We start from the raw sequence: 21,187 nt of genomic DNA on the forward strand, positions 1-21,187 counted from the left end.
TCAATTTTCAATTATCACCACGCTTCCCCTCTCCACCGTGTTCTCCACGAATAAACACGCCGGAACCTCCTGCTGCATTTCCTCGACATGAGAGATCAGCCCGACCACCCGGTTCTCGGCCCGCAAGGATTTCAAAGTTTCGAAGACGACACTCAACGACTCCCGGTCCAGCGAGCCGAATCCTTCATCCAAAAAGAAAAAGTTCTGGCTACTCCCTGTCAGATGGCGGATATTATCCGTCAATGCCAAAGCCAACGATAACGAGGCTTGGAACACCTGTCCCCCGGAAAGCGTGCGGGCGCTCCTCACCCGTCCCTCGTTCATGAAATCACGTACCACGAAATCATTTTCCTCGCTCAACTCCAGTTTCAAGCGCTGGCGGGTCATCCGGTAAAAACGCTCGTTCGCCGCGTTACAGAGATTCTGCAAGTAAATCGACGAAACGAACTTCACGAAATCATTTCCCCGGAACAACCCCTTCAACATCTGCAAATTCGTCAACCGCAACTCCAAACCTTCCAACTCCCGCCCGATCTTCTCCCGGGCCGCCACACGGGTTTCCATATCCTTGATCTGGTTTCCTAAAGCTCCCTGTTCTGCCAGCATTTCCCGTTCCCGTACCAGCGCTGCCTCCACCCGTTGACATAGCGCAGCGTGTTCTTCCTCGTTATAAGACACCCCGGCAAGCAACACCTCCAACTCCGCTTTCCGAACCTGCACGGCGTGAACCTGCTCCCGGTAACGGTTAATCTCTCCCCGCACCCCAGGCAAATCCAGCTTAGCGGCCAGCACCTCCCGAACCGCTGCCAGATCGGGATAGGCCGAATTTTTCAACAAACGTTCCAACTCCTGTATTTCCTCTTCCAATTCCTGCTGCAAACGGGTCACCTCCTTACTTTTTTCCTCCACGCTCCCTTCCCACTTCCGAAAGTCCGCCTCGATCACCTGCAACCGTGTGGCATCCCGTTGATAATCCCGCCCGACCTGCTCGAAACGCTGCCTACATCCTTCCAGCTCCTTACCGACTTCCGTGTCGGGCAACCCCTCGTACTCCTTTTCATCGAACCCGGCCTGCTGCTCCCGCAACAACTCGGCCTGTGAATCCCGCTGCACGATCTCCCGGCTGATTTCGTCAAGACGGGCGACGTACTTTTCAAGATTCACTCGTTTCTGCTCGATGCTCTTCTCCGTGTTCCCGCACACCGTCTCCCGCTCCCCTTTCTCCTTATTCAAGAATGCCACCCGGTTCATCTCATCTGTCAAGTGCTGCATATTATCGGGCGTAAACCCTTCCCATGCGAAACGGGTCAGATGCTCCCGTAACCGTTCCCGCACAACAGCCTGCTGTCGGGTGATTCGTTCTTTCCGTTCCCCTGCTGACCGCAACCGTTCCCCGATCACGGCCAGACGGGACACCATCCGTTCCAACACCTTCCCTTCTTCCTCCAAGCCCGCAACACGGTCGGCCTTCTCCTTCAACTCCCCCTCGACTTCCGTGGCGTGCAAGGGTGCGGGATGCGACAAGGCCCCGCAAAGGGGACAAGGTTCACCCTCCGACAACTCCCTCGCAAAATCCACCAATCGCTGGCGGGTACTTAAATGTAACCACTCCTCCCGCATCTTTTGCACGGTGGCGGCAAGTTGTTCCTGCCTCTCCCGGCAAGCCTCCTGCAACACCTCGTATGTCATGGCCTGTAACGCCCCAAACGCGGGATATTGCTCCTGCACCATCCGCACCTCCCCTTCCTCCCGGGCGATTTCCTTATCCACCCCGACTAACTCCTCCTGCCAACGGGTCAACTCTTCCCGGAGATGCTGTTGTATATTATACCATTCCCGAATGTCCGATAACATCTTCATATCGGGAATCGACTGGTTCAACTGTTCTAACCTCTCTTTCTGTTCTCGTAACCGCTCCTGTAACACCTCGATCTCCCGCCTCGTCGCCACCACGATTTCTTCACCCTTGCGATGTCGCTCTTTCAATTCATCCTGCTCCTTGCTTATCGTACGTAAATGCAGCAACCGTTCCAATTGTCCGGCACGCTCTTTCAACACATCCCGTCCCTCGTACGCCTGTTTCAATTGAGAGAATTGTCCGGAAAAACGGGTAAGCTCGGCCTGTTTAGCGGTCAGTTGCTCCCGGTAACCGGACAGCACCCGCACAGACTCTGCCAACCGCCGCCCCGTCTCGTCGTGGCGGCTCAACGGTTGCTGGAACTGTTGCAAACATCGCTCGTACTCGTCCACGCGAGCCTGCAAACCCGCCATCGCCTGCCGTCGTTCCAACAGCTTTCGTTCCTCTTCCTGTCGTGCCACCCGCTCGTCAGTGAGTTGTTTCACTTTCTTCCCCTTCTCCATTTGCTCCTGCCCCTCGTGAATCTCTTTTTTCACTCCGGCAATCTCTTCCTGCAAGGCCACGTAACGCTGTTTCCGCTCGGCCAACTGCTCTCCGTTCACCTCGCCCAATCCCGTGAGTTGTCCCCGCAAATCGATCACCCGCCGGGTCGTCTCCCCCTCCAGGTAAGCCACCCGCCCACCCAGATCGTAGCGCCGGAGTTCCCCGAAAAGCTCCATCATCATATCGGTACGCTCCTTGTCCCGCAACATCAGGAACTCCTGAAACTTCCCCTGCGGGATAATCACCACCCGCTTGAAATTCTGTGCCGTCAGCCCGATCGCCCCGACCACTTCTTCCCGCGTACAGGGCAACCACTCGTCGCCTTCCCACACGTGGTAAAGGTATTTCGGCGAACTCACGTCAGCGAACCTTTTCTTGTTCCGCCTACACTCCACCGTCGCCCGGTACAATCGTCCGTCCTCTCCCGCCCAGAACTCGAAGTCCACGAACAGGCGGTCGGATTGCAGGTTCATCACGTTATATTTCACGTCATTACTCAAACGGTCAATCGTACCGTAAATGGCATAGATCATCGCCTCCAATATCGTCGATTTTCCGCTCCCCACCGGACCGAATATCCCGAACAACCGGGCCTCCGTCAATCGAGTAAAATCTATCGTCTGGCGCTCCCGGTAGGAGTAAATACCTTCAAGGGTTAATTTAACGGGCAACATAGGAAATTGAAAATTAAAAATGATAGAACCTGTAACTTACCAAAGACAAACACGGGGGATAATTTAGAAAGTTTCATCTTTTAGTTTTTAACTTTTATCTTTTAACTGTCACTTTTCCTCAAATCGCCATCCATCGACAACGCCTCGCGGAAAAGTGACCTGATTTCTTCATTCGGTTCCTGTCCCTTGCGCTGGCGGAAGTACTCGGCAAAGAGGGCGTTAACGTCCGAGCGCAAGTCGTGGATAGAAGCCACTCGATCGTTCACGAGAGAAGCGTCACGCACATCCGGGATGATACAAACAATACCGTCATGCGCGGCGTGCAGGGATTTTAATTCTTGCGCCGTGAGGAAAGTATCCGTGGCAACGGTCAGTTCCACCCACGTATCGGGATGTTCCGCAAGCCATTGCAAGGCAGCCTCCACCCCCTCGAAACGACGACGCACCAAAGGACGCCCGCTCGTCAGCCGACGCTTCCTGATACGAGCCGGACATCCCGGTTCAAGGTCCACGAGCGTCACGTATTTATCCTGCTCGGCCTCGCTGAAACTGTAACTCAAGGGACTGCCGCTATATACTGCGGGACAAGGCTCCGTGTCCACGGTTTGCCAGCGATGCAGGTGTCCCAGCGCAGCGTACTGTATGGCGGTGGGAATCAACGAAGTATAGATGACATCGGCACCACCGATATTGATCGGTCGCTCGTCCTCCGGCTCTTCGGGCAACTCACCGCCCTCCCTCGCCATGAAAAGATGGGCCACCAACAGGTTCACCCCCTCCGTGTCGCAATACTTGTCGGCCAACCCTGCCCAGTGATCCCGCAGGAAAACCCGCAACTCCTCGTCGGCATCCTCTGCACCCATGTAGCGTTTGGCCCGTTGCCCGTTCGTGTAAGGGGTAAGTAGCACCCGCAACGGGTAATCGAACCCCGGTAAGCGGAACTCGGCAAACCCCTCGTCCGACCGAACCAACGTCACCCCGCCTTCCGTTCGCATCTCCCGCGACACAATCATCGGGTTCCCGGCAAAGAAAATCCCGCTCTCCCGTGCCAGCACGTCGGGCGAATCCACCCGGTCCGGTGAATCGTGATTCCCGGCAATAGCCACCACCAGACGCTGCCCGCCCCGTGCCAACCGATGCAACGTACGGTAGAGCAACTCGATCGCCTCCACGGGCGGGTTAAACGTGTCGAACAAGTCCCCCGCCACGATCACCGCGTCTGCGGCCTCCTCGTCAGCCACCCGCACGATCTCGTCCATCACGGCCACTTGCTCCCCAGCACGCTCTCGGTCATTCAACCGCTTTCCAAGGTGCCAGTCTGAAGTATGTAATATTTTCATCCTCTATTTAATTAGAGCCTCCACGTTCCGGAGTCCCTCGTCAATACTCTCTTTCACGCCGGGCAAATCCCTAGCGTACTCTTCCGCAATCCTGAAATACTCCCTCGCCCGGGTCAACACGGCCCGCGTCTTCCGGTTATAATTCAACAGGAAAACCGCCTCGTTATAGTACGTCACCGCCATCACCTCCTTGTTCCGCGGGTTAAAACGGTTCGCCCGCCGGGCAAAAAGCATCTGTCGTTCATCCCTCGGCAAGCGCCGGAAAGCCGCAATACTATCCGTGTAATTATAATAATCTCCCCGCTCGCCATCCGCCAAATTCCCCTCGATAAACGCGTCCATGGCGTACGGCCTATCGGTCAACTGCCACGCCGGATCAGCCGGCATGTGAGTGGTCAGAAATTGTTCACCCCGCATCAACACGTACTCCGGGTTCCAGTGCCGTCTGAACACCCATTCCCCCGCCGCATCTCTCCCCAACGCTCCCACGGCCCACATCATATCGACGTGCCACCACTCTCCCGCCACTCGCACAGCGTTCCACACGTGATTCGTCCGCTGACACGTTTCCCCACGTCCCCGGCCATCCTCGGCCACGTACCCTTCCACCCGCTCGTTCTCGATCCCCAGCCTGTTGCATAACTCCCCGAACAACCCCGTGAAATCCCCGCAAATTCCTTTCCTCTCCTTCAACACCTCGCGGTAATCTCCGTCCGGCCCTCCCGTGAGAAACTTCCCGGCGTCAATCGCCATATACTCACGGAACCATCCCGCCAGCACGACCACTTTCTCCCGTTCCGTCCGTCCCCACCGGGCCACGCTATCGACAAGTACCTCCACGCTCACCTCACCGGGGAGGCTCCCTCCTCGTTCAAGCATACCCTCTTCCCCCGGCAAGACTTGTGCCACGAGAGGCATCCCCGAAAGGACAACTACCGCTGTCAACAACCATTTCACAGACGCACGCACCGGTATCATTTCACGAAACCCTTCAACATCCGTATTTCCTCCGGCCACAACGCCTCGTCCGGCGTTTCCAGTATCAATGGAATACCGTCAAAGCGTTCGTCCTCCATGATCCACTTGAAAGGCTCTATGCCCAACGTTCCTTTTCCCAAACTATCGTGGCGGTCCACCCGTGAACCCAGCTCTTTTTTGGCATCGTTCAGGTGCATACCCCGCAGGTACTTGAACCCGATCACGTTGTCGAAATGCTCGAACGTCTCGGTGAATCCTCCCGATGTCGCCAAATCGTAACCCGCAGCAAAAGAATGACAGGTATCAATGCAGACGCCCACCCGGCTCTTGTCCTCCACCCGGTCGATAATATAGGCGATCTGCTCGAACGTATAGCCGAGATTCGATCCCTGTCCCGCCGTGTTCTCGATCACCGCCGTCACGCCGCGGGTCTTATCCAGCGTCAGGTTGATCGACTCCGCGATCAGCGCCAGACATTCCTCGTCGCTGATCTTCTTCAACGTGCTGCCGGGGTGAAAATTCAACCGATCCAGCCCCAACTGCTCGCAGCGCTGCATCTCGTCGAGGAAAGCCTCCCGCGACTTCTCCAGCGCATCCGCATCCGGGTTACCGAGATTAATCAAATAACTGTCGTGCGGCAATATCTGTCGAGGCGTGTACCCGAATTCCTCGCAGCGTTCTTTGAACAGTGCGATACTCTCCGCCGTCAGCGGTGCCGCCTTCCACTGCCGCTGGTTCTTCGTGAACAAGGCAAAAGCCGTCGCCCCGATTTCGCAGGCGTTCAACGGCGCATTCTCCACTCCTCCCGATGCACTCACGTGCGCTCCTATATACTTTTCCATAGCTTACTTTTTATATTATATGCAAAGCTACGATAAAGAATTGAAAGTAAAAATTCACTCCTGCCAAATTTTGGGTTACAAGTTGATACCTATCTCCTCCAGAATGAAGTACCCCTTGAAATTGGAGGAAGTGTAGCTTGTAGCCACTTCATAAGACTTGTTAGGCAACTTCTTTTTACAAAGAATCAAATAAAAAATAGCAATCGTTGTACCCTGTTTTCTCTATTTATTCGTTTTAAAAGAAGATTGTAATTTTATCATGATAATATAAACCAATAACTATGAAAAAATCATTATTCTTTTGTTACTACCGTGGGTATTTTCATGTTCCAATGAAAATTCATTCCCCTTCGAAGAAGAAATTATAGAAGAAAACGATGAAAGTCTATCTCGGTCTTTTCCTATATATTGGGATATTTCAGATGCTTGTGAATTAGCTCTTCAAGAACCTATAAATGAAATTCTTTCTGAAATGGTAAACACTTATGAATATGAATGTATGCATGACTTAATACTTATGAAAAAACACAAAAATAAACTATATTTATATATACCAAGACAACCATAATTCTGTTGCCGCTTACGAACCTAAATTCAAAATGATGTATTTCCGAGATGAATATGTTGTTCATGACGCTTTTCCTGAAGAATTCATACATTTTATACAAGATTTAGCTTACGATGGTATTTACGGGAGATCTAAAGCTGACATCGAATTTGAAGCAAAATTCTTCCAAGACTGCTTAGGTTTAAATGACGGTATTCCTTTGAGAGGAATAGGTGCTCAATACGGAAAATTGTACATGGACTGGCTATTAAAAATCTTTGATCAATTCTACGTAACGGCACGTGTTTACGATACCATAATGGAAGGAATATCTGGCCTCACTTATGACGATTTTCTTGAAGACTTTGCCACAAAAAACTCTTCTTATGGGATACCAGAGCATTGCGGGGCTCGATTATTAGAATATTTATACAATTAATAAATTACATATTATGAAAAAGACGATTCTACTACTTGCCATTCTTACGATTTGTGCATCCGTTCTAGCACAGAAAAACCGCATGGAACAGGAATTCGGTAAACGTTCAAAAGTAAAAATAGAGAACACGATTTACACGTACGACCGCACTCTACAAATCGTAGAAGACTCGACAAACAATGAGGCTCGCTGGGCCATGAAATGTCGCGAACATTCCAACTTAGAACTAGCTAAAGACCGCTTGGATTTCTTCCGTTCCGTGTTTACCACCGAGCGAATCAAGGAATTGAAAGGGAATCGCGTACATATCATGCTATTGCTTGATGATAAAGGCAACATCCTCGAATTTAGGTTTTTCCTGAGGAATGCACCGGATGTCACCCTCAAAGACCTGCACGCACTAGCAAAAGCCTTGAAAAAAACGAAACTCTTCAAGACACGTCGTGACACGGGCGCAGAGGAAGGCGGCGAGATCTGGACCCTCCCTCTTGTCTTTAGTGATCTGTAACAGGATACAAACGGTTCACGTTATCCCGGGTCTCCTAGTCCCGGGACAACTCTAGTTAATTTAAATAACTATACATAAATACTTTATATCCGTCGTGAACCCCATAGACTTTATTCCCGAGCGTTATAAACTTTCCGAAAAAAAAACTATCTTTGCACCCGCTAAAAAAAACACGTAATAAGCATGGGTTTCAAGGAAGAAATATTAAAACGACGCACGTTCGGTATCATCAGTCACCCCGACGCGGGTAAAACGACCTTAACGGAGAAATTATTGCTTTTCGGTGGCGCCATACACGTGGCAGGAGCCGTGAAGTCGAACAAGATCAAGAAAACGGCCACCTCCGACTTCATGGAGATCGAGCGCCAGAGAGGGATCTCCGTGGCCACCTCCGTCATGGGTTTCGAGTACAAGGACGTGAAGATCAACATTCTTGACACCCCTGGCCACCAGGACTTCGCCGAGGACACGTTCCGCGTGCTGACGGCCTGCGACAGCGTGATCATCGTCGTTGACTCGGCGAAAGGCGTGGAGACGCAGACCCGCAAGCTGATGCAAGTGTGCCGGATGCGCCGGACCCCGGTCATCGTGTTCATCAACAAGCTCGACCGCCCCGGTCAGGACCCGTTCGACCTGCTGGACGAGATCGAGAAAGAGCTGCAAATACAAGTCACCCCGTTAAGCTGGCCTATCGGTAACGGCGACCAGTTCAAGGGCATTTACAACATACACCGCGAGAACCTTTGCCTCTACTCGGCAAGCGTGCAGACCATTCAGGATGGCATCGAGATCAACGACATCAATGCCGACGAACTCGACGAGCATATCGGCGAGCGCTCGGCCGATAAGCTGCGGGAAGACCTCGAACTCGTTCGGGAAGTGTACCCCGCCATCGACCGGGAGGCATACCTTGACGGGCAACTGGCCCCCGTGTTCTTCGGATCGGCGCTGAACAACTTCGGTATCCGCGAGATGCTGGATTGTTTCATCGAGATCGCTCCCAGCCCGCTTCCCCGTGAGACGGACGAGCGTCTCGTGCAACCGGACGAGGAAAAATTCACCGGTTTTGTCTTCAAGATCCACGCCAACATGGACCCCAACCACCGCGACCGTATCGCTTTCGTGAAAGTGTGTTCCGGCGTGTTCCGGCGTAACACCAACTACCTGCACGTCGGCCTGGGCAAGAACCTCAAGTTCTCCACCCCCACGGCGTTCATGGCATCCAAGAAATCCATTATCGACGAGGCGTACCCCGGTGACATCGTGGGTCTTCACGACACGGGTAACTTCAAGATCGGTGACACGCTGACGGAAGGTGAGAAACTTCATTTCAAGGGTATTCCCAGTTTCTCCCCGGAACTCTTCAAATACATCGAGAACGCTGACCCCATGAAATCCAAGCAACTGGCCAAGGGTATCGACCAGCTCATGGACGAGGGGGTGGCCCAATTATTCACGAACCAGTTCAACAATCGTAAGATTATTGGAACCGTAGGTGCGCTCCAGTTCGAGGTTATCGAGTACCGTTTGCTGCACGAGTACAGCGCCGCCTGTCGCTGGGAAAATATCAATCTTTACAAGGCTTGCTGGATCGAGGCTCTCGACCCGAAGGAACTGGAAGATTTCCGTCTCCATAAGGCGCAGTACATGGCCAAGGACAAGTGGGGGCGTGACGTATTCCTCGCCGAATCACAGTACATGCTGCAAATGGCACAAATGAATTACAAGAAACTGGTGTTTCATTTCACGTCGGAGTTTTAGAGGTCGTAAATATTCATAAAGTCTATAAAGTTCATGGACTCCTGCGGGCGTTTCGCCTAAGTCAGCTTGTATGCCGTTAAATATTCTCCGAAGGACTCCCGTAGTTTTTGACGTTACGGACCTTATGAACGTATAGACTTTATGAATTTACAAACCTTATAACTAAAAAAAGCCGGCTTAAGCCGGCTTTTCCCTACTCCGTGGGATACAAACAAATGGATGGTGAAGCTTTTTTCTTCGTACGGGTTCCCGCAAAGGTATAAATGAAGATATTATCCTTATCCCACCAATCGGGTACGATGAAAGTAGTAACACCGTTTTCACTCCGATCCCGCAACGTTATGAATTCGGCATCTTCATTCTTTCCATCAATAATAAGCGCATAAATCTTGTCGTCCGGATTGGCACGAGTTCCTCCCCGTTGGTCCGCCTCCTGCGTGAAGGTCAAGGTCCCGGTGGCCTTTTCAAACGTCACGGCCACGTTAGGCCGAAGAAGATTCCCGGCGGCCACCACCATTAGTTTAAAGCTATAAACACGTGTCATATTCCCCTGTTCGTCTTTCTCTGACTTACACAGCACCTTGGCATTGTACTGCATGAATTTTCCCATGGGTTGTTCACCTCGCTTTTCCCGCGGGAAGCCAATCTTGATTGCGTCATTCACGACTGCCGAGAAATGACTGCTACCGCCATACCCTTTCATACGCGTGTCACGCTTCTCCTTGTCCTTCTTGTCCATGAAAGTCGGTTCTTTCGAGGGCGGGGTCACCACGATTTTACCTGTCGCAAGGGTACGATACAATTTGTCCCCAATTTTCCCATGGAGTTCACTTGCTAAATCTGATTTAATTTCAGCCATAATACTTTTTTTAAAATTGTTCTTATTATAATTGCCCACCCCAAGAAAAAAAAGGGGATCGTTAGTAGTAATTCAATAATGATAATTATGTCATTATTTACATATGCAATATTACAACATTATCATCCCGTAAACAAGGAAAAAGCAATAATTTTTTAAAATATTTTAATATTAGATTACATATATTACAAACTTAGTATCCACTTTTTAACAACACTCGACAAGGTATCGTTTAACATATCATCATTTCAAAGCCCTTTTGCTATATCCTAAGCCCCGCCTGCCTTGAAGTAAGCTATATCCTTACTTAACCTCTTCCTTCTCCACCACTCTTCCACCTGTTCATGACCACTCCTCCACCTGTCTGTTAATGGTAGAGAGATCGTGTTACAATTGTTAATAAATAAAAATATAATAAGAGCATGAAATAGTATTCCAATAATAGACTATAAGTCATAAGAATACTACGTAATAATTCAGACTACAATATAGCTACATAGCTATCACATGGAAATATTAACACTTATTTCTTTGAAAAAGATGGTAATAGTCATACATTTGTGAAAATCAAAAGCCCATGAACCTATCTCTAATCCACCAGTTACTCACGAGCGGCGTGAAAAGCATACGCGTCGGTAACATCATTTTCTTCCTCAGAATGGGAAAAGTTTGCCAGCGTGTGTTAAACGGTGCAAACTCCGGAAAGAACTGGAAACGCACGGAAAAACGAGTCGAATCAAACGAACAGTTCGCCGGGGACAGACGCATGAGTTCACACATGAAGGATGTTTACGAAATGCTTCCCGTGTGGCAACACGCGGCGGCCTACCGAACCGGGAACACCAAAACCTCCGATAGCTACCGCCACCGGGTGAATCACGGTTTCATCACCCCACAGGGTGAGGTGAAAGATTTCAAGCATTTCGTGGTCAGCGACGGGGCGTTACTACTCCCCCTCCACATGTCGATGACCCGCGAGAATAACGCCATTACCCTCACGTGGGACAACCAAAGCCACTCGGCATCGGCACGGGCAACGGACATTATTCACGTGATCGTGATCGGCAGTACCCGACCCGACGCACTGATGCTCCTCCATGGCCCGGTTGTCACGAGAGCCGAGGGCACAGCCACCTTCGAGGTCGAAGCTGAAAAAGGCGAGATTCTCCACGTCTACCCGTTCTTCGGTAATGCCGAAAACAACACCTTCTCCCCGAACGAGTATTTCGAGGCCCTCGCTAACATTGAAGCCTCCGCGTGAGATTCCCGTTACATTCCCTATCTTTAGAGATTGTGTAGTCTGTCTCCAAGCGCTAGAGCGTTTCAAGTAATTTGATAAGACGTTCAGCGTGCGCTACCGATACATTTTTTTGTTGCTCGATAAGTTCCGGGGTGGTACGGTTGCCATAACTTACGCCACAGGTATAAATACTACCGCTATATTCCATTTGCGTCAGGCGGCAAGTAGCTTTGTAGCAAGGCAAAAACTCATCGATCGTGTAGCCCATAGCCCCCTCATGACTATACAGCGCTTCGGGTGCTCCGGTTGTGAAAGAAAGAACGAGTTTCTTGCCTTTGAGCTTGTCCCCGGTGCTTCCGTGCGAGAAACCGTGACGGAAAGTCTCTTCCATCCAGCGTTCCAATATGGAGGGTGCGGAGTACCAGAAAAGGGGGAACTGCAACACGATGATGTCTGCCCGGAGCAATTTCTGCTGTTCGGCTTCCACGTCGATTTTGAAGTCGGGATAGAGTTCGTCAAGCTTCACGATTTCGGCTTCCGGCAGTCGTTCGTTCAAGGTTTCGAGAATCGTTTTATTAGCCACGGATGCGGCAAGGTCTGTATGACCGCTGATAATCAATACATTTTTCATGTTCATTCTTTTTATTGTTATTTATTTTATGCACCTACACCGCCGTTCACTTTATAGTCGGCCCCGGTTACAAGAGCTGTTTTTATGATTTAATGATGGATATATATTTCTCATTGATTTTGTTGATTTTAGTTTACTATCTCTCCGCCTTGGCCACTGTCTGCTGATGCCCTTCGATAGTCCCCAACTTGGCAATATCCTCGTCCGTGCGATTTCCGTGTATGGTAATATGACTTAGAGCTTCGTTCATGGCGGCATATTCATCAGCCGTAATAGTTACTTCCGCGGCACCCAAGTTTTCAAGAATACGGGCATCGCTACGCATACCGGGTATAGGGACAATATGACCGGAATACATCACCCAAGCCAAAGAAATTTGCGCGGCGGTACAATGCTTCTCTTCCGCATAGCGATTGATAAGATCGAGCAAGACTTGATTGGCACGCATATTTTCTTCGGAATAACGAGTAATCACGCGCCTTACATCATCTCCCTTAAATTCAGTTGCGGAGTGGTATTTACCGCTTAAAAAGCCGCCTGCCATAGGCGAATAGGCAATAAAGCCAATGCCTTCAGCCTTGCAATAGGGAATGACGTCCGCCTCCCACTTGCGTTCCATCAGCGAGTATTCGCTCTGCACGGCTGTTATAGGTGTAACGGCATGGGCCGCCTTGAGTTGTTCGAGGGTAGGTTCAGACTGTCCCCATGCACGGATTTTCCCCTCTTTGATCAATTCCCCCATCCAATAGGCAACCTCCGCGGGATCATTCTCTTTGGGTACACGGTGTTCCATGTAAAGGTCTATATAGTCGGTTTGCAAACGCCGTAAAGAACCTTCGACGGCTTGTCGGATACCGACACGACTAAGTTTGCCTTCCGGATTCTCTTGACCGGGTAGGACTGCCGGAGTGAATTTCGTAGAGATTGTTATTTCATGCCGGAAAGGTTTTAATGCCTTTCCCACGAGTTCTTCATTCTTATAACAACTATATATTTCAGCCGTATCGAAAAAAGTGCAGCCTTCGTCATGGGCTTTACGGATAAGACGAATGGATTCCTCTTCACTCGGACAAGTCCCGTAACCGTGCGTGAACCCCATACAGCCAAGACCGACAGCCGAGATTTCCAATGTCCCGAATTTTCTTGTTTTCATCATTCTGTATCTTTTATTTGTTTATCTTACGAGTTTTATGCCCCAATCCATATTCCCGGTAGCACTAAGCGCGGCTACCCAGAACGCGCCGAGCATTTCAGTGTAGCGGGAATTTCATACTTTTATTTCTTATTGTCCGGGTTAAATTGCTTGTCGTAATTCAGAAGGAATTTTACGAGTTCGGGGTTACGGTGCGACCAGCGGAAATCGGCAGGTTTATCGAGCGGACGGATGCTTTCCATATCTTCCGGTGTAAGCGCGAAATCGAATACATCCAGATTTTGTTTCATACGCTCGATACGCGTGCTTTTCGGAATGGCGATGATGCCGCGTTGTACCAAGTAACGCAGGGCAACTTGCTGTACCGTTTTATTGTATCGCCCGGCCAAGGACGTTAGTACGGTATTGGTCAGAAGGTCGGGGTCGCCTTGTGCCAGTGGCCCCCAAGCCATGATACGTGTGTCATAGGGCTTCATTTCAGCTTCAGCGTCCCACTGCTGACTGAACACATTGGTTTTTAGCTGGTTCACGGCGGGTTTGATTTCGGCACATTCGGCCATGTCCACGAAACGGTCGGGATAGAAGTTCGAGAGTCCGATGGCACGGACTTTTCCGGCCTTTACCGCATTCTCCATCGCCCGCCACGTGCCCGGATAGTCGCAGAACGGCTGGTGGATAAGCAATAGGTCTATGTAGTCGGTGCGCAACTTACGGAGCGATTCGTCGATGCCGCGAGTTGCTTTTTCCTCTCCGGCATTGGTAATCCAGACTTTGGTGGTGAGAAAAAGTTCATCACGGGACACACCGCATTTGGCGACGGCATTACCCACGCCCTCCTCGTTATAATAAGCCTGCGCCGTGTCTATCAACCGATAGCCCACGCTGATGGCATCGAGCACGCAACGCTCGCACTCTTCGGGCGATACCTGAAATACACCGTATCCTAATAGCGGCATTTCGATGCCGTTGTTTAATTTCACAGTCTGCATATCATTCTGTTTTAATGGTTTATATTCTATTTGAGTGATATCATTTCTTTTTTACAAATTATTCGTGTATGCGATGTAACCCGATACCTTTTACCGTGGGCAAGTCCATGTCGTCGTAGATGGGGCTTTTTCCCGTCTCCAACATTGCGATGGCATCCATTTCCTCTTTAGACAACGTAAAATCGAGGATATTGAAGTTCTCGATCATCCGTTCCTTGTGTACGGATTTCGGGATAACCACGATGTTACGCTGATTCAGCCAGCGAAGGATCACGGCCCCGACGCCCTTATCGTGTTCCTCGGCTATCGCTTTCAATGTAGGATGATTGAATATATCATTCTGCCCTTCGGCAAAAGGTGCCCATGCCTCGTGCTGGATGCCTTCCTGCTGCAAGAAAGCATTGGCAGCCTGCTGTTGGAAAAACGGATGTGTTTCAAGCTGGTTAACAACAGGTTTTATTTCGTTATGCAGGAAAAGGTCTTGCAAGCGTTCGTTGGAGAAACTCGTAACCCCGATAGCCCGGATACGCCCCTCTTTATAGAGCCGCTCCATCGCCCGCCACGCGGCATAGTAATTCCCGTAGGGCTTGTGCATCAGATAGAGGTCGAGATAGTCCAATCCGAGCTTTTTTATCGAGAGATCGAAAGCCCGCAGGGCATCGTCGTACTCGTAGTCCTGCACCCACAATTTGGTGGTTATGAAAAACTCTTCACGTTTGATGCCGCTTTGCCGGATGGCATTCCCCAACTGTTCCTCGTTGAAATAAGCCGCGGCAGTATCGAATTTCCGATAACCGACCTCAATAGCATCATTCACGACTCGTTCCGTTTCGTTTTCAGGAATCTGAAAGACACCGAACCCGATGGCAGGCATCATCACTCCATTGCTTAGTCTTACATTTTTCATATCCTTTATGGTTTTTAATTCTGATACAAAGTTACAGGGTTCCTATCATTTTATTGTTACATTATTCGGGGAGGAATTTTCACTATTCGTGGTTTTTCGTTATTTTTGCGAGAAATGAAAGAACAAATGAGACACACGGACTTCGACGGGATTATTTTCGCTGATACATTGCAGGAGTTTAATGCCTTACGATATGCAGGAAGAGTAATCCATATTCTTTGCAGTGGGGGAAATATGGGTTTCACGTTTCAAGATACCCGTTATAACATCGCGGCTGGGGATTATGTAATTCTACCCAACGCCACGCTCGTGTCGGAATTTTCGGATTCCGAAGACTTTCAAGGTATCCTGATGAACCTTTCGGATGCGTTCGTTTCCTCGATTGCTATTCGCAGCAATTACGGTATTATCGGGTACCTGTCGCTTTTGCAGAATCCGGTCATGAAACTTTCAACCCGTGATTTCCAAGTATGCGAGCAAGCGATGCAGTGTATCCGGCAACGTCTGGAAGATAGAGAGCATCTGTTTCGAGAGGAGTTGATGGGAAGCCTGCTTACCGCACACATCCTCGACCTTTACGATATTCATGCACGCAGTCAGAATAACATACAGGTGTCAGAGCATATTACAGCCTTATTGCGAAATTTCATAGAACTATTATATAACGGTGAATATATTCAAAACCGGGATCTTGATTTTTATGCTTCCCGACTTTGCATTACTCCTCATTACCTATCGGAGATATGTAAAAAGGTAAGCGGTAAACCTGCCACGTATTGGATCGACCGCTTTACTCTTCAGGAAATAACCCGCTTGCTGCGACAAAAAGAACTTTCCTTGACAGCGATTGCCGAGAAGATGAATTTCTCCTCTGTTTCTTATTTCAGTCGATATGTACAGAAGAGGATAAAGATAACACCGTCGGAATATAGAAAGGATATATATATTCGTTAATTTTTATGGCATTCGATATAGAATCACAATAAAGTAGCTGTCTCAAAATTTCTTCTAGATCCTTTGTTTACAACCTTCTTGCACTAATCCGCTTCCATTTTCGTTTTTTATTTTTATCTTTACCTCAAAGATAAAAGACCCATGGACGAGGTGTTACAACAATTTTTCAGTGAAGTGTACGAGATCACCCGGCAGATCCCGCGGGGAAAAGTACTCACCTATGGCAGGATCGCCGCGCTGGCGGGACGACCGCAACACGCCCGATGGGTAGGCCGGGCAATGGCACAATCCCCGGACGACAAGACGCTCCCCTGCCATCGTGTCGTGAACAGTGCCGGACAGACCGCACCGGGATGGACCGAACAACGGACGCTACTCGAAAACGAAGGGGTCACCTTCCGTCCCAACGGCCACGTGGACATGAAAAAACATTTGTGGGAAATCCTATCAGCCGATGAAGTCACAAGTTAAGGGGTAGCATCTCCTGTAACTTTTTAATACTTGTCGTTGCAGGTATTAAAATTTATCCGTAGCTTTGCCATGAGATATTCTGAAGGGGTGCCTAAGAAGCGAGGGATTTTCCCGACACTTCTACCTGCCGCGAGAAGGCAGGGTAATACAACGGGCTGAGATTATACCCATGAACCTGATCCGGGTAATGCCGGCGGAGGGAAAGAGTTATAATACAAGCTGGATTTCATTGTAGACTTCCCGGAGGATTGAAAAAAGTTTAGAATTTAGAGTTTAAAATTTAGAGTGGACTACCCCCTCTAACTCCCCTTTGCACAGGGGGAGAAACGGACGTGAGAAACGCCACAATGTTACAATGTAGCGTGTCCTCCCTCTGTGTAAGGGGGAGCTAGAGGGGGTAGTTGGAAATTAAAAATTTATATACAATGCAAGTATTTATAAACGATAAATCCTTCGAATGTGCCCCTGGCACGACACTCCCCGAAGTACTGGAAGCCAACGCCATCCCGACGGGCAACATTGCCATCGCCGTAGACTTCAACGTCATTCCCCGTCCCGACTGGGGTAAAACCGTGCTTCAAGATGGTAGCAAAATTATCATCATCAAGGCAGTACAGGGAGGATAAAGAAAAGATAAAAGTTAAAAACTAAAAGTTGAAAGATAAAATTAGTAAATTAATTAAGATATGAGCCAAGAATTTACCATTTCAAGCGGCCCGCTACCCGGGTCGGAAAAGATTTACGTGAAGGGCGAGATGTTCGACATCGAGGTGCCGATGCGCCGGATTAACCTCACGCCCACGGTTGACACGGACGGGACGAAGATCGAAAACGAACCTGTCGTGGTTTACGATACATCGGGACCCTACACGGACCCGAACTACACGGTGGACCTGCACAAGGGACTGCCCAAGATCCGGGAACAATGGATTGCCGACCGGAATGACACCGTGAAACTGGAAGGACTGAGTTCCGAGTACGGCCGGGCGCGCCAAAATGATCGCTCGCTCGATGCCTTGCGTTTCGAACACGTGAACACCACGCCGAGAGTGGCGAAACCGGGACACCGCGTGTCGCAGATGTACTACGCCCGTCAGGGAATCATCACCCCGGAAATGGAATACATCGCCATCCGCGAGAACCAGATGGTCGACAAGATCCGGGAGGCCTACAAGAAAGAGAAAGGCGAGCCGCTGGGCGCGAACTTCCCGGAATATATTACCCCGGAATTCGTGCGTCAGGAAGTGGCCGCCGGACGGGCCATCATCCCCGCGAATATCAATCACCCGGAGAGCGAGCCGATGATCATCGGGCGCAACTTCCTCGTGAAGATCAACGCCAACATCGGGAACTCCCCCATCACCTCGTCTATTTCCGAGGAAGTGGAAAAAGCCGTGTGGGCTTTCCGCTGGGGAGCCGACACGATCATGGACCTGTCGACCGGGAAAAACATACACGAGACACGCGAATGGATCATCCGTAACTCGCCCGTACCCGTGGGAACCGTGCCATTGTACCAAGCACTGGAAAAGGTGCGGGGCAAGGTGGAAGACCTCACGTGGGAGATTTACCGCGACACGCTCATCGAGCAAGCCGAGCAAGGCGTGGACTACTTCACGATCCATGCCGGGTTGCGCTGGCACCACGTGCCGCTGACACTGAAACGCCTCACGGGAATCGTGTCACGCGGGGGAGCCATCATGGCACACTGGTGTACGACCCACAAGCGGGAAAGTTTCTTGTACGAGCATTTCGAGGACATCTGCGAGATTCTCGCCAAATATGACGTCGGGGTATCCATCGGTGACGGGTTGCGTCCCGGTTGCATCGCCGACTCGAACGACGAGGCACAGCTTGCCGAGTTGAAAACGCTGGGAGAACTGGCCCGGGTAGCTTCCAAGCATGACGTGCAAGTGATCATCGAGGGACCGGGACACGTGCCGATGCAGAAAATCCGGGAAAATATGCGACTGGAACAGGAATGGTGTGACGAGGCCCCGTTCTACACCCTCGGACCGCTCGTGACGGACATCGCCCCCGGCTACGACCACATCACCTCCGCCATCGGTGGTGCCATGATCGGCTGGTTCGGGACATCCATGCTCTGCTACGTGACCCAGAAGGAACACCTCGGGCTGCCGAACCGGGACGACGTGAAAGAAGGCGTGATTACCTTCAAACTCGCCGCCCATGCCGCCGACCTTGCCAAGGGACACCCCGCCGCTTACTATCGGGATTATGCCATGAGCAAGGCACGCTTCGAGTTCCGATGGAAAGACCAGTTCCATCTCGCGCTGGATTCTGAAAAAGCCTTGCGTTTCCACGACGAGACATTACCCGCCGAGGGACACAAAGAGGCTCATTTCTGCTCCATGTGCGGGGAACATTTCTGCTCCATGCGTGCCAGCGAGAAGTTGAGGAAAAAGATAAATGAACAAGAAGGATAGAGTTCAAACCACATACACATGATCGTAATCATCACCCCTCCCCACACCCTGCCTGACGAAGAGCATATCGTGAACAGACTCTTTGAAAGCGGCTTACACTTGCTGCACCTGCGAAAGCCGGGAGCAGACCGGGACACGCTGGAACATTACATCCGGGGTATCCGGCCGCATTTCCGGGAACGTGTCGTCCTGCACGACCACTTCGAACTGGCTGAAGAGTACGGGTTAAGAGGGATTCACCTGAAATACAACGAGGCACGGACGTTCACCGGACGGGATCGACTCGCCCACGTGAGCGTGTCGTGTCACTCCTTCGAAGAAATCGACGCCTTGCCTTTCGAGCCGAACTACGTCTTTCTCAGCCCGGTATTTGACAGTATTTCCAAACCCGGATACCCGTCGGCCTTCGCCCCGGAATACCTAAAGGAAAACTTGCAAAAGAGACGCGTACCCGTGATCGCCTTGGGAGGTATCACCGCGGAAAAAGTCGCGGAATGCCGGAAAATGGGATTCCGCGGGGTCGCCTTGCTGGGACACGTGTGGGAACAGCCGTCGGAGGCCGTTGCCCGTTTCACCAATATCTTGCCCGACGAGGTGCTAAGTATTGCCGGATTCGACCAAAGTTCCGGGGCCGGGGTGACGGCTGACATCAAGACGTTCGAAAGTTGCCGGGTATATGGACTTGGAACGAGCAGTTCCATCACCTTCCAGAATCAAAACACGTACCTCGGGACGAAGTGGCTCACGCCGGACGAGATCATCCGGCAATGCGAAGTCCTGTTCCGGGAGTTCAGCCCCGCTTACGTCAAGATCGGGTTGATCGAAAGTTTCGACACGCTGGAACAAGTGGTGAACTATCTCCGGACGGCTCTCCCCAAGGTAAGGATTATCTGGGACCCGATACTGAAAGCCAGCGCCGGGTTCCAGTTCCATGACGGGGAGAATCTAACTCAGTTGCAGGATATACTTCGAAAGATATACCTGATCACCCCAAACACGGACGAGCTGAAAACACTTTTCGGGAATCACCCGGACGTGGAAAGCCTGCAAGCGCTGGCCCGCAGCCTGAACCTCAATATCCTCTGGAAAGGCGGTCATAACGACGGGGCGCTGGCCTCCGATCGACTGGTCACCCCGGACAAGGTGTACACCTTCTCGGTGACACGGGCAAGGCACGGGAAACACGGGACGGGATGCGTTCTCTCCTCGGCCATCGCCTCGTATCTCACGCTCGGCTATCCCCTCTCCGACGCTTGTCGGCTGGGGCAGCACTACGTGGCGGGATTTATCCGCTCCAACGACACGAACCTGGGGATGCATAACCGTATGGAAAGCACCGCCCCGGAAGTTGACTTGTACCGGATTCCTTTGCAATACATCACCGACCACAAGGAGGGAGTTTCTATTCCCGAACAGGTGGAGGCCGTGTGCAAGGGAGGATGTCGATGGGTGCAACTACGGATGAAAGAGGCTGACCGGGAAGAATTTATCCGTGTCGGACGTACCGTGAAAGAGATTTGCAAACGTCACGGAGCCTTATTCCTTGTCAATGACAACGTGGATATCGCCCTTGAACTGGATGCCGACGGGGTACACTTGGGAAAAGAGGACATGGATCCCCTCGAAGCACGACGGATTCTCGGTTACTCGAAGATTATCGGGGGAACGTGCAACACGTTTGAAGATGTGGTGACCCGTTTTCGTCAACAGGTAGACTACATCGGTCTGGGACCATTCACGTACACCTCGACGAAAAAGCGTCTCAGCCCGGTCCTCGGTCTCGAAGGCTACCGAAAGATCATGGAGGCCTGCCGGGAAGAGGGTATCTATCTCCCCGTCCACGCCATCGGAGGCATCCGGGAGGACGACATTCAACCGATACTAAACACGGGAGTAACGGGCATCGCCCTCTCTTCCCTGCTTAAAAACAGTGAGGATATAACGGGAAAGACGAGAGAAATGGTGGAACAATTGAAAATAAAAGAACTCCCTCCCCCCTTCGGGGTACTCCCTCTATAAACAGAGGGAGAGTTGAGTTACTCTTCA

18 protein-coding genes and 1 riboswitch are annotated in these 21,187 nt (G+C 50.8%); of the genes, 9 read left to right on the forward strand and 9 right to left on the reverse strand.

Annotated features, from left to right (window positions below):
• The 4 genes from I2I33_RS03425 to nfo form a co-directional block, all read right to left on the reverse strand.
• Positions 1-3,075, reverse strand: a complete 3,075-nt coding sequence (locus I2I33_RS03425) for an AAA family ATPase (RefSeq protein WP_087419981.1) — start codon at positions 3,073-3,075, stop codon at positions 1-3.
• Between the two features lie 101 nt (positions 3,076-3,176).
• The gene (locus I2I33_RS03430; RefSeq protein ID WP_087419980.1) at positions 3,177-4,415 is read right to left on the reverse strand and encodes an exonuclease SbcCD subunit D; all 1,239 of its coding nucleotides are present in this window, start codon (positions 4,413-4,415) and stop codon (positions 3,177-3,179) included.
• Positions 4,416-4,418: 3 nt separating this feature from the next.
• Complete coding sequence (locus tag I2I33_RS03435) at positions 4,419-5,393, reverse strand: transglutaminase domain-containing protein (protein WP_087419979.1); 975 nt, start codon at positions 5,391-5,393, stop codon at positions 4,419-4,421.
• Positions 5,390-6,235: a deoxyribonuclease IV gene (nfo, locus tag I2I33_RS03440; protein WP_087419978.1), complete on the reverse strand. Its 846-nt coding sequence runs from the start codon at positions 6,233-6,235 to the stop codon at positions 5,390-5,392. Before nfo ends, I2I33_RS03435 begins: the two co-directional genes overlap by 4 nt.
• A gap of 599 nt (positions 6,236-6,834) precedes the next feature.
• Between nfo and I2I33_RS03445 the strand changes: the two genes are divergently transcribed.
• From I2I33_RS03445 to I2I33_RS03455, 3 genes are all read left to right on the forward strand, one after another.
• Entirely contained in the window at positions 6,835-7,221 is a 387-nt protein-coding gene (locus I2I33_RS03445) for a hypothetical protein (RefSeq protein WP_162613716.1), read from the forward strand.
• A gap of 13 nt (positions 7,222-7,234) precedes the next feature.
• Positions 7,235-7,729 (forward strand): hypothetical protein, encoded by a 495-nt coding sequence (locus I2I33_RS03450; RefSeq protein WP_087419976.1) that lies wholly within the window; start codon positions 7,235-7,237, stop codon positions 7,727-7,729.
• A 183-nt stretch (positions 7,730-7,912) separates the two neighbouring features.
• Complete coding sequence (locus tag I2I33_RS03455) at positions 7,913-9,490, forward strand: peptide chain release factor 3 (RefSeq protein WP_087419975.1); 1,578 nt, start codon at positions 7,913-7,915, stop codon at positions 9,488-9,490.
• A gap of 193 nt (positions 9,491-9,683) precedes the next feature.
• Here I2I33_RS03455 and I2I33_RS03460 read toward each other — a convergent pair whose 3' ends face one another.
• A complete protein-coding gene (locus I2I33_RS03460; protein WP_087419974.1) occupies positions 9,684-10,349 on the reverse strand; it encodes a hypothetical protein in 666 nt (221 codons plus the stop codon).
• A 577-nt stretch (positions 10,350-10,926) separates the two neighbouring features.
• Between I2I33_RS03460 and I2I33_RS03465 the strand changes: the two genes are divergently transcribed.
• A complete protein-coding gene (locus I2I33_RS03465; protein WP_087419973.1) occupies positions 10,927-11,610 on the forward strand; it encodes a DUF6266 family protein in 684 nt (227 codons plus the stop codon).
• 52 nt (positions 11,611-11,662) lie between these two features.
• On the opposite strand, the gene I2I33_RS03470 is transcribed toward I2I33_RS03465, so the two are convergent.
• The 4 genes from I2I33_RS03470 to I2I33_RS03485 all read right to left on the reverse strand — a co-directional run bounded on the left by I2I33_RS03470 (position 11,663) and on the right by I2I33_RS03485 (position 15,269).
• The gene (locus tag I2I33_RS03470) at positions 11,663-12,220 is read right to left on the reverse strand and encodes an NAD(P)H-dependent oxidoreductase (RefSeq protein ID WP_087419972.1); all 558 of its coding nucleotides are present in this window, start codon (positions 12,218-12,220) and stop codon (positions 11,663-11,665) included.
• Positions 12,221-12,356: 136 nt separating this feature from the next.
• Positions 12,357-13,373: an aldo/keto reductase gene (locus tag I2I33_RS03475; protein ID WP_087420616.1), complete on the reverse strand. Its 1,017-nt coding sequence runs from the start codon at positions 13,371-13,373 to the stop codon at positions 12,357-12,359.
• A gap of 122 nt (positions 13,374-13,495) precedes the next feature.
• Positions 13,496-14,362, reverse strand: a complete 867-nt coding sequence (locus I2I33_RS03480; RefSeq protein WP_087419971.1) for an aldo/keto reductase — start codon at positions 14,360-14,362, stop codon at positions 13,496-13,498.
• A 58-nt stretch (positions 14,363-14,420) separates the two neighbouring features.
• Positions 14,421-15,269 (reverse strand): aldo/keto reductase, encoded by an 849-nt coding sequence (locus tag I2I33_RS03485; protein WP_087419970.1) that lies wholly within the window; start codon positions 15,267-15,269, stop codon positions 14,421-14,423.
• 126 nt (positions 15,270-15,395) lie between these two features.
• Between I2I33_RS03485 and I2I33_RS03490 the strand changes: the two genes are divergently transcribed.
• The 5 genes from I2I33_RS03490 (at position 15,396) to I2I33_RS03510 (ending at position 21,160) form a co-directional block, all read left to right on the forward strand.
• Positions 15,396-16,223, forward strand: coding sequence for a helix-turn-helix domain-containing protein (locus I2I33_RS03490; RefSeq protein ID WP_087420615.1), 828 nt, complete (start codon positions 15,396-15,398; stop codon positions 16,221-16,223).
• Between the two features lie 141 nt (positions 16,224-16,364).
• Positions 16,365-16,694 (forward strand): MGMT family protein, encoded by a 330-nt coding sequence (locus I2I33_RS03495; protein ID WP_087419969.1) that lies wholly within the window; start codon positions 16,365-16,367, stop codon positions 16,692-16,694.
• A gap of 73 nt (positions 16,695-16,767) precedes the next feature.
• Positions 16,768-16,914, forward strand: a riboswitch (TPP riboswitch).
• 205 nt (positions 16,915-17,119) lie between these two features.
• A complete protein-coding gene (thiS, locus tag I2I33_RS03500) occupies positions 17,120-17,320 on the forward strand; it encodes a sulfur carrier protein ThiS (protein ID WP_087419968.1) in 201 nt (66 codons plus the stop codon).
• Between the two features lie 60 nt (positions 17,321-17,380).
• Positions 17,381-19,141 (forward strand): phosphomethylpyrimidine synthase ThiC, encoded by a 1,761-nt coding sequence (gene thiC / locus I2I33_RS03505; protein ID WP_087419967.1) that lies wholly within the window; start codon positions 17,381-17,383, stop codon positions 19,139-19,141.
• An 18-nt stretch (positions 19,142-19,159) separates the two neighbouring features.
• A complete protein-coding gene (locus I2I33_RS03510; RefSeq protein ID WP_087419966.1) occupies positions 19,160-21,160 on the forward strand; it encodes a thiamine phosphate synthase in 2,001 nt (666 codons plus the stop codon).
• Positions 21,161-21,187 lie beyond the last annotated feature (27 nt).

The sequence above is a fragment of the Butyricimonas sp. BSD2780061689_150309_C8 genome (genome assembly GCF_015560935.1).
GTDB classification, from domain to species: domain Bacteria; phylum Bacteroidota; class Bacteroidia; order Bacteroidales; family Marinifilaceae; genus Butyricimonas; species Butyricimonas paravirosa.